General features: G+C 33.3%; 12 protein-coding genes. All 12 read right to left on the reverse strand.

Features of this window, described 5'->3' with window-relative positions; all coding sequences use genetic code 11:
* Positions 1 to 184 precede the first annotated feature (184 nt).
* Complete coding sequence (locus tag MJ257_RS23850; protein ID WP_031539319.1) at positions 185 to 1,585, reverse strand: HAMP domain-containing sensor histidine kinase; 1,401 nt, start codon at positions 1,583 to 1,585, stop codon at positions 185 to 187.
* Positions 1,582 to 2,262: a response regulator transcription factor gene (locus MJ257_RS23855; protein ID WP_031539320.1), complete on the reverse strand. Its 681-nt coding sequence runs from the start codon at positions 2,260 to 2,262 to the stop codon at positions 1,582 to 1,584. The genes MJ257_RS23850 and MJ257_RS23855 overlap by 4 nt, the downstream gene beginning before the upstream one ends.
* A gap of 189 nt (positions 2,263 to 2,451) precedes the next feature.
* Positions 2,452 to 3,120: a PepSY domain-containing protein gene (locus MJ257_RS23860; protein WP_031539321.1), complete on the reverse strand. Its 669-nt coding sequence runs from the start codon at positions 3,118 to 3,120 to the stop codon at positions 2,452 to 2,454.
* 270 nt (positions 3,121 to 3,390) lie between these two features.
* Positions 3,391 to 3,834: a response regulator transcription factor gene (locus MJ257_RS23865; protein WP_051641013.1), complete on the reverse strand. Its 444-nt coding sequence runs from the start codon at positions 3,832 to 3,834 to the stop codon at positions 3,391 to 3,393.
* An 81-nt stretch (positions 3,835 to 3,915) separates the two neighbouring features.
* Positions 3,916 to 4,110, reverse strand: coding sequence for an aspartyl-phosphate phosphatase Spo0E family protein (locus MJ257_RS23870; RefSeq protein ID WP_031539323.1), 195 nt, complete (start codon positions 4,108 to 4,110; stop codon positions 3,916 to 3,918).
* Positions 4,111 to 4,113: 3 nt separating this feature from the next.
* The gene (locus MJ257_RS23875) at positions 4,114 to 4,659 is read right to left on the reverse strand and encodes a COG1470 family protein (protein WP_031539324.1); all 546 of its coding nucleotides are present in this window, start codon (positions 4,657 to 4,659) and stop codon (positions 4,114 to 4,116) included.
* A 1-nt stretch (position 4,660) separates the two neighbouring features.
* Positions 4,661 to 5,416 (reverse strand): ABC transporter permease, encoded by a 756-nt coding sequence (locus MJ257_RS23880; RefSeq protein ID WP_031539326.1) that lies wholly within the window; start codon positions 5,414 to 5,416, stop codon positions 4,661 to 4,663.
* The gene (locus MJ257_RS23885; protein WP_048717766.1) at positions 5,416 to 6,174 is read right to left on the reverse strand and encodes an ABC transporter ATP-binding protein; all 759 of its coding nucleotides are present in this window, start codon (positions 6,172 to 6,174) and stop codon (positions 5,416 to 5,418) included. Before MJ257_RS23885 ends, MJ257_RS23880 begins: the two co-directional genes overlap by 1 nt.
* A gap of 173 nt (positions 6,175 to 6,347) precedes the next feature.
* Positions 6,348 to 7,163, reverse strand: a complete 816-nt coding sequence (locus tag MJ257_RS23890; protein WP_031539328.1) for an undecaprenyl-diphosphate phosphatase — start codon at positions 7,161 to 7,163, stop codon at positions 6,348 to 6,350.
* Positions 7,164 to 7,187: 24 nt separating this feature from the next.
* Positions 7,188 to 7,805, reverse strand: a complete 618-nt coding sequence (locus MJ257_RS23895; RefSeq protein ID WP_031539329.1) for a DedA family protein — start codon at positions 7,803 to 7,805, stop codon at positions 7,188 to 7,190.
* Positions 7,806 to 7,857: 52 nt separating this feature from the next.
* Positions 7,858 to 8,511, reverse strand: coding sequence for a phosphatase PAP2 family protein (locus MJ257_RS23900; protein WP_031539330.1), 654 nt, complete (start codon positions 8,509 to 8,511; stop codon positions 7,858 to 7,860).
* 177 nt (positions 8,512 to 8,688) lie between these two features.
* On the reverse strand, positions 8,689 to 9,126 hold a 438-nt coding region (locus MJ257_RS23905; protein WP_240271664.1), incomplete at its 5' end, for a GGDEF domain-containing protein.

Below are 9,126 nucleotides of genomic sequence, written 5' to 3' on the forward strand. Positions count from 1 at the left end.
TAGATACAAACAATAGTTATGCCGTCTAAAAATTTATTAGCCTTTAAGTATAACCTAAGAAGAGGATAAGTTAATCTCTATTAGGGCAAGACGTTATTCATTATATAAAGTCCGTTAACTTTAAAATAAAAGACCACAATTCTGCGTAAAGAATCGATACATTTTGATAAAAGTTCACTCCTTATCAACCTAGTGGTAAAGTAATCTGAACCTTTGTCCATTTCCCATACACACTATCGATTTCTAAAGTTCCTTGATAAATATCCAGTATCCTTTTTGCAATCGATAGTCCTAGCCCATTCCCACCATGTTTTCTACTTCTTGCTTTATCCACACGATAAAAGCGATTGAGTACAAAAGGTAACTCTTCTTTCGGGATACCTACTCCATAATCTTTTACCTCAATCGTCAATTCCTTGTCCGTATGTCTTACATTAATCTGTATGACCTTTTCATCTGTTGAATATTTAGTGGCATTGTCTAATAAAATGATCATGATTTGTTCAAGGTGGCTCTTCAGTATTTTTATAGTAAAATCCGTATCAATATCTATAGTGGAGGATATTTTAAAATCATTATTTATTGTTTGAAAGTTTTCAACAATATCTTGCATAATTTCCTTCATTTTGACTTCTTCCAATGAGTTCATATTTGTAGTGGATTCTTCTGCTCTTGAGAGAGTCAATAATTCCGAAACTAGGTGAATAAGTCTGTTGGTTTCATTTAAACTTAAATCAATTGAGCGTTCCAAAACTTTTGGATTATCCTTCCCCCAACGATTGATAAGCGATAAATGTCCATGTATGATGGACAACGGTGTTTTTAATTCATGAGAGGCATCCTCTACAAATTGTTGTTGCTGCTGAAATGACTTTTCTAAGTTATCCATTAATTCATTAAACATAATTCCTAACTCTGTCATTTCATCTCGTTGCTTGTTAATTAGAACCCTTTCATTCAGCCCAGTCTCTTTTATTCTTTTCATTGTTTTTATCATTGAATTAATAGGTTTTAGTAGTTGAAAGGAAATAAGTCTGCCGCCGATTAAACTAAGGAGAATAGCAGCGAATCCTGTTACGATAACTAACATAAATATTTGGTTAATCAAACTATCAAAGTTCTCTAAATTACGCACTATTTCTACTGTTCCTTTAAAGTCGTTTACTTCGATTGGCCTCCTATATATCAACAAACGATCACCTTTTGGCGAAAATTCCACTAGTTCTTCTTTTGTCACATTTTTCGGAGATACCCACCCTTGTGGAACCTCGTCTGATATCGTAAATAATGGAGAATTGTTTTCCCTCACGATCCTTATCAGTTGATACTTTTCATTCAGAACGTCTAAATAGTGTTCACTCTCCGAAACATTCCCTCTAAAATTTGAATCTTGAATGTACGCGGTTACTTCATTCATCTTTTTTTGAATGGTTCGTGTTTCTTGATCAACTACCCAGTTCTGAATGATAAAATACTGTAAAATATTATAAGAAAGAAATAAAATAAGCATTAAAAGGGCAGCCCATAAAGTTAATTTCCATTTTATATTAATGCTTTTGGGAATTAAATCCTTTAATTTCCTCATTCTCTCATCACATACCCCATCCCTCTCATCGTTTGAATATAACTTTCTTTATCTACAGAATCTAGTTTATTTCGAAGGTGTCTTACATAAACATCGACTACATTTGTTTCAATTTCTGCATCATATCCCCAAATATTTTCTAGAAGAACCTCCCTTGTTAAGACTCGGTTAATATTTTTCATAAACATAAACAATAAGTCATATTCCTTTTTTGTTAATTCGATCAATTGCTCGCCTTTTTTTAATAACCTTGATTCAATATTTAACTCTAAATCTTTAAATGTTAAAAGTAGGGTAGGCAAATCTTTTCGTTTTTCTTCTCTTCTCACAATTACTCTAATTCTCGCCAGTAATTCTTCAATCGCAAATGGCTTTGGGATATAATCATCAGCGCCACTATCCAGCCCTAATACCCGGTCCATCACACTGTCCCTTGCTGTTATCATAATAATCGGAATATCCTTCACTGCTTTTAGTCTTCGGCAAACCTCGATACCGTTTAACTTTGGTAGCATTAAATCCAAAAGGATAACATCCCAATTTTTTTCTAATGCAAGTTCAAGCCCCTCTCTTCCATCATATGCAGCACTTACATTGTAGCCTTCATGCGTTAACTCAAGTACTATAAATTCCGATAATGCTTCTTCATCTTCAATCACTAAAATATCCAAATTTATGACCTCCAAATGATCCCTTATCTATTTTGTAATACTTTCAGGATTTAATTAAAATGACAGTATTATCTTAAACCAAAAATAAATGTTATGATACAAAATACATTTAATTGAAAGTAGTACACTTGCTTGTATGAAATGAATAGGTCCTACTTGCACAAGCAAGTAGGACCCTATTTTGAATTTACTTAATTACTCTTGTTCACTATTACTTTCTGAATCATTTTCATCATCTACGTCAACTTTTAAGACTTTACCTGTTTTGGCGTCTACTTTTACATCGTGTTTCTTTCCTTGAGCGTCTGTTATTTCAACACCATAAACAACCGTTCCATCTTCATCTTCAAGTTCAGTATCTGTTACTTGACCGTTTACTTCTTTTAATGCAATAGTTTTACTTTCTTCAGCCGAAATTTTGGCTTCCTTTTCTAATTGTTGTTGCTCCTGCTTATCGGAAACTTCACTATCTTTATCTTCTTTTTCTTCCTTATTAGCCTTTTCATTTTCGTCATCGGCCTCTACTTTTAAAACCTTTCCTGTTTTGGCGTCTACTTTTACATCATGGTTCTTTCCTTGATCGTCAGTAACCTCTACACCATAAACAATCGTCCCATCTTCATCCTCAAGTTCTGTCTTCGCTGCTTTTCCTGCAACCTCTTTTAACGCTGCTGAAATGGCTTCTTCCTTAGTGATTGTTGCTTCTTTTGCCAATTGTTGCTGCTCTTGTTGATCCGTTACCTCTACTTTACTATTACTACTATCTGCACTTGCTGCAAATACCGAGGTATTTAGAGCAGTCCCTGCTATTCCTCCTCCAATAATTGCTGCTGCCAATGCTGGTACTATAAACTTTTTCTTCATTTGTCTTCCTCCTCATATTATTAACTGTGGTACATCCTTATCTTAAGTCTCTACCATGAAGTAAATCTGAATTGAATTTAAAATTTGGTTAACCTTTACATGAAAAAATTTTCATTTTAATAGGTTTATTATGTGAATACCTTTTCCGTAATTACTTGATTGATTATTATATCCAATTTTTGACCCATGGCACTTGACTTCATTATCTTTTAAGAAAGGTTGGGATAGTGGAAAAATAGTAACATACAACCAACATTCATTTACAGGACTTCAAATAGTATCATTCCGATTTCTACGCTCAATTCCTCTTATTATTGCTCTCATTCTTGCCAATAGTTCCTCAAAATGAAAAACACTTGGTAAAAGATAATCCACACCACTATCTAACGCTATAATTTGATCTATTGCATTATCTTGTGAATTAATCATTATAATGGGAGTATTACTTTCGGCACGAATTTGCTTACACACTTCAATTCCTTTTAAACTTGGAAGCATTAAAAAAATAAGGTTAGTATTTTCATCTAAAGCCTTTGTCAAGCCATCTCTACCCTCCACGGTAACTTCAACCTCATATTTTTCACTTTCTAATGTTAGTCGTATATCTTCAGATGAATTTATCTCATCCGCTATAATTAGAATCTTTTTCATTGCCATTTCCTCAACAAATCTCCCAATTATCATAATGTCAAAAGGAAATAATACCTTCTCCATGTTGTTAAGTAATTAATCATTCTGAATTAACTCTTAATAGAATTTAAAATTAAATTAACCATTACATGGAAAAATTTTCATTTAAACAACTTTATTATTTGAATGATTTCTCTTCATTACTTGATTGATCATTATGTCCAACTCTTGACTAATAAACAATGCCTCTTTACTTCTTAATCCATATTTCAACACTATATTATTTAACTCTTGTTGTTTTTCTGCCATCAATTTTTCAATATCCTGTCTTAGTAAAAATAAGTCTTTTTCCAAAACCATATATTATTCCTTACGCAATTTTTTCCTTCTATTTTTCGCAAAATTCACTCCCACAAAAGCCAAAATAATAAGCGGTGTTCCTATTGAAACAACTTGTATAATCGTCGGATCAATCTTTGTGTTACCCATAATTTCAATAGGGATTCCATTACTTGAATAAATATCTAAACTATGAGCACTAGCGGCCGTTACATATAGATAATAATTGCTGGTATATACAAAACGAATGGGCAGTGAAATTTCCTTTGATTCCCCCGGTTTTAATTCCTTAATTTGTTCCGGTTTATCTGCACTATAGTCTTCTAAATTAACCGTCCACTTTTTGCCCATATCAGCCATTGTGATATAAACGACTAAATCTTTTATAGATTGGTTGGTATGGTTTGTAACTTGTGCTTTAACTGTTGTTTCTTTTCCCGGATAATCTTTAACCTGATTAGGAGAGATTACTTTTACCTCAACATTTGGTTGTTCCATAGCAAAAGCATTTTGCCCGGTTACTACTAATCCCAAAAGTATTGCTAGAATAATTCCTGCCTTTTTTAACAAATTACTCCCCTCCTAAAAAGTCCATTTTTTTACTTGCATAGTATAAACAAATGATGGATATTATCAAGAAACACAAAACAGGTAAACTATCCATAAAGATAGTGGAAACGCTAAGTTTATTTACTAACCAATCCTTTAAAGACAGCATACTGGCCGAAACAGGACTCAATGAATCAACTAAATGAGCAAATCCTGACTTTTTCATCGTGGTTGATAGAAACATAGGTATAGCCGTCACCAAAAATAAGACGATCGACAATAGTGTTGCATTTTTACTTGACGATATCCACGAAGAAAATGCTAATGCCAGTAATGAAAAACTAATAACCAATGGCAATCCGATTAGATATAAATAGGCTAAAATTGTAAATAGCATATTTGTTCCATATGACAGGGCATAGAAGTAAGGGATAGATATCATTGAGATGATTAGCCAAAACACCAAAATTCCTGCTACTTTAGAAAGGATTATTTTCACCTTTGATAAAGGAGTTAATAAAAGGCTTTCCAAGGTCCCTTGTTCCCTTTCACCAGAAACCATTGTTGACCCTAATATGATGGATAATAAAATACTTATCCCAATTAATGCTTTCATAAATGTCATATTCACTTCGACTTGTGCGAGCAAACTTAGTTCTTTCACTGAAATGAAACTATAGGTAAGACCACTAAATAGAATAGCAATTGCAAAAAAGATCCAAACTCCTTTACGGGATAATACATGTTCCCTTATTTCCTTTTTTATTAGACTGGACATTAGATGCTCCCCCCAACTTCATCAGATGTTAGACTAAAGAATATATCCTCTAATGTAGGATTCTCATTTTTTAGGACTAAACGATACCCTGTTATTAATTCGTCTAAGTATCCTTCTTCAAGCAGTTTCCCTTGTTTTACAATGGCGACGCGATTACAGATTTCCGATATTTCTTTTAATAGATGTGATGTGATAAAAACAGTAACATTCTGTTCTTGATTTAATCTTGTAATAATCGATTGTATATCCTTTTGCCCTTGTGGGTCCAAACCTAACGTAGGTTCATCAAGAAAGATAATAGAGGGCTCATGTACAATGGTTTTCGCAATACCGATCCGTTGCCTCATCCCCCGTGAATATTGTCCAATTAGAATATCTGCCTTCCCGGCCATGCCTACCCACTCAAGAACCTCTTCAACCCTTGACTTAACCCTTTTCTTGTCAACACCATAAAGTTCGGCAAATAATTTTAAATACTCTCTTCCAGTCATCCAATTGTAGTAACCATGAGATTCCGGCAGTACTCCAATTAATTTACTTACCGATGCGTTTTCATGTTTAACTTCTTTTCCTTCAATAGTTACAGACCCATCACTAGGTTCTATTAGCCCATTTAACATTCGGATAGTCGTCGTTTTCCCGGCACCATTCGGCCCTAAAAATCCGTATATATCCCCTTTATTTACTTGAAGATTCAAAGAATCAACAGCCACAAAACCATTGTCGTATTGTTTAGTTAAATTTGTTGCTTTAATCATTTCAAATCCTCCTTATCGTCCACTTTTTCAGTACATATTTAATATAAAGAATGACTATGAACTGTTCCCGAAAATAAAAATAATACAACTTAAAATTTCAATGAAAATTTTTTCATAATCAACAAAATAAAAAAACTCCAACATTAAAGTGGAGTAGAAATAAAAGAATTTATTTATCCTAAAATAATGACTGCAATTCCAACTACAAAACAATAAATTGAAAAGTAACCAAGTTTCCCCTTTTGCATAATATTAATGAACCACTTTAACGAAAAATAGGAAGCAACTAAAGAAGCAATAAAGGCTAGTGTATATGGAAGAAAGAGTTCTCCCATTCTAGGGTCGTGGATTAAATCGGAAAGCGATAAAACCATCCCTCCTACACTAACTGGAATATAGAGAAAAAAGGAAAATTTTAGTGCTGTTTCTCGTTTCATACCTAAAGCCATAGCCGATACAATAGTTGAACCTGAACGACTGATACCCGGTATTAATGCCACAGCCTGAGATAATCCAATAATAATAGAATCCTTGAAAGTTAATTCGCCATCACCTTTACTACCCTTTAGATTTCTGATTAGCCAAAGTGCAATACCCGTTAATATTAAAGTGAAGCCAATAACCCTTATGCCTTTAAATATGGTTGCTATCTGGTCTTGAAATAAGACTCCAATAATTCCTGCAGGAATAGTACCAATAATAAGATAAAGGACAAAATAAAAGTCTTTCTTCATACTTTCGGTTTTATCTGAAACAACTAAATAGGATACACTATTCTTTGTTAACTGTATTAAATCAGAGCGGTAGATAAACAACACAGCAAGCAATGATGCGAAATTGACCAACACCTCAAAACTTAATCCGGAAATTTCTAAGCCGAAAAAATGCTCGAATAAAACTAAATGCCCACTTGAGGAGACAGGAATTGGCTCTGTTATCCCCTGAATTAGTCCTAAAAATAAGTATTTTAATAGTTCAATTACATTCACTGTATCCACGTACTAACACTCCTATCAGTCGCTGTTCTTTTTTGTTTTCTTTTTAACATAAATCACCACTAAAATAATGAACAGCACGACCAAGATTGCATAGGCGATGTTCGAATAAATATTCATATAATTGACAATATCATGCCATGAAGAGCCGACTGCAGCACCAACTTTAATCAGGACAACATTCCAAATCATTGTTCCCACTGTAGTAAGAAGGAAAAACAGCCAAAAATTCATACGCGCCATACCTGCTGGGATAGATATTAAACTTCTGATCAGAGGTATAAATCTACAAAAGAAAACAGTCCAAACTCCATACCGATCAAACCATGACTGTGCCTTATAAATATCTTTTCTGGTAAGCCGTAAAATGTGCCCCCATTTGTCCACAATTTTTTCAAGTCGATTTACATTAATCAACATTCCAATTGCATATAGTATAACAGCGCCCGCTACTGAACCTGCAGTTGAGGCAACAACTACCCCTAGTACACCCATATTTGTGGTTGTTGTCATAAAGCCGCCAAAAGTTAGTATGACCTCAGATGGGATGGGGGGAAATATATTTTCTAACATAATTAAGAGAAATATCCCCATGTAACCATAACTATTCATTATTTCTGTAATCCAATTTTCCATATAAACTCTCCTTTGCTATCCTTTCATAAATAAATCAATAAAAAACTTGTTCTTATAGAGAATTTTTTTCATATTTTTTCTCTTTATACCTTTGGAAGAACCAAATGGCAACAGTTAGCCATATTGCACTAGCAAAGTATCCTCCGATAATATCGCTCGGATAATGTACCCCTAGATAAATGCGGCTAGTACCGATTATGAGAATGAGTAAACTGCTAAATAAAACAAATATAGATCGCCCAAAGCGATTCGGAATATGCCTCCAAAAAATAAATGTCAAAATACCATAAACGGTAAAAGCACTCATTGCATGTCCACTTGGAAAACTATACCCACCAACATCAATCAACAAATGAAAGTCTGGTCGAGCCCGATGGAAAAATATTTTTAAAACCTGATTTATCACTTGTGTTCCTATAATGACCGTTCCTAACAAAAGAACTTCGGCCCGGGATCTCAATACAATATATAAAATAAAGGATACTATAAGAAATAAAACCAATACCACAGGAAACGAACCGATAAACGTAAAAAATTTCATGATTGAAGTCAATGTTTGTGATTCAAAACCTTGAATAAAGGAAATCAATGTTTGATCAAATTGAACAATTTTCTGAGCGCTAATTAGTAACGCTATAAAACTAAAACCAATTAGTGAAACAAACCCTATGAGAAAAGCACATAATAAATGCCCTTTTAATTTCATTTAGTTAAGTCCTACTTTCATTTATCAATAAAATGATATCTTGGAAACATATAATAAAGAGTAACAATAAAGAATGAAAATTTAAGGATTGAATGATTAAAAAAATTTAATGTTTGTATTTATTATTAACTCAAAATAAAAAGGAGTTTTATCTCCTTTAATAAATACAGTATAAGGTTAAGCAAATTGGAAATTATTTTTACCTTTCAGTTTAGCGAGATACATGGCTTTATCAGCACTTTTTATTATCTCCTGATAAATCACACCATTTTCAGGGTAAAAACTAATGCCAATACTAGGGGAAACACTAGATTCCATCCCTTCCAATGTGAATGAATCAGACATTTCGTTAATTATTCTTTCCGCCACATTTCTACATTCCTCTTTATCTATATCCTTCAAAACAATAATAAATTCATCTCCTGCTAATCGAAAAACGACGTCATGTTTTCGCACACTTCTATTCAGTCTCTCAGCAACTTGTATTAATAAAGAATCGCCAATAGCGTGTCCAAAAGTGTCATTGACTTCCTTAAATCGATCTAAGTCTAAAAACATAACAGAAAACTTTTTGTTGTATTTCTCACTATTCTTTATTACCTGATTAATATAGTC

Source organism: Paenibacillus timonensis (assembly GCF_022427145.1).
GTDB classification, from domain to species: Bacteria; Bacillota; Bacilli; order Paenibacillales; family Paenibacillaceae; genus Fontibacillus; species Fontibacillus timonensis.

Bases quoted from the DNA above. Each gene is read 5' to 3' on its own strand.
- MJ257_RS23895 (WP_031539329.1), bottom strand. From the start codon at position 7,805: ATGGAAAATTGGATTACAGAAATAATGAATAGTTATGGTTACATGGGG.
- MJ257_RS23885 (WP_048717766.1), bottom strand. From the start codon at position 6,174: ATGATTAAAGCAACAAATTTAACTAAACAATACGACAATGGTTTTGTG.
- MJ257_RS23860 (WP_031539321.1), bottom strand. From the start codon at position 3,120: ATGAAGAAAAAGTTTATAGTACCAGCATTGGCAGCAGCAATTATTGGA.
- MJ257_RS23870 (WP_031539323.1), bottom strand. From the start codon at position 4,110: ATGGTTTTGGAAAAAGACTTATTTTTACTAAGACAGGATATTGAAAAA.
- MJ257_RS23865 (WP_051641013.1), bottom strand. From the start codon at position 3,834: ATGGAGAAGGTATTATTTCCTTTTGACATTATGATAATTGGGAGATTT.
- MJ257_RS23850 (WP_031539319.1), bottom strand. From the start codon at position 1,585: ATGAGGAAATTAAAGGATTTAATTCCCAAAAGCATTAATATAAAATGG.
- MJ257_RS23900 (WP_031539330.1), bottom strand. From the start codon at position 8,511: ATGAAATTAAAAGGGCATTTATTATGTGCTTTTCTCATAGGGTTTGTT.
- MJ257_RS23880 (WP_031539326.1), bottom strand. From the start codon at position 5,416: ATGTCCAGTCTAATAAAAAAGGAAATAAGGGAACATGTATTATCCCGT.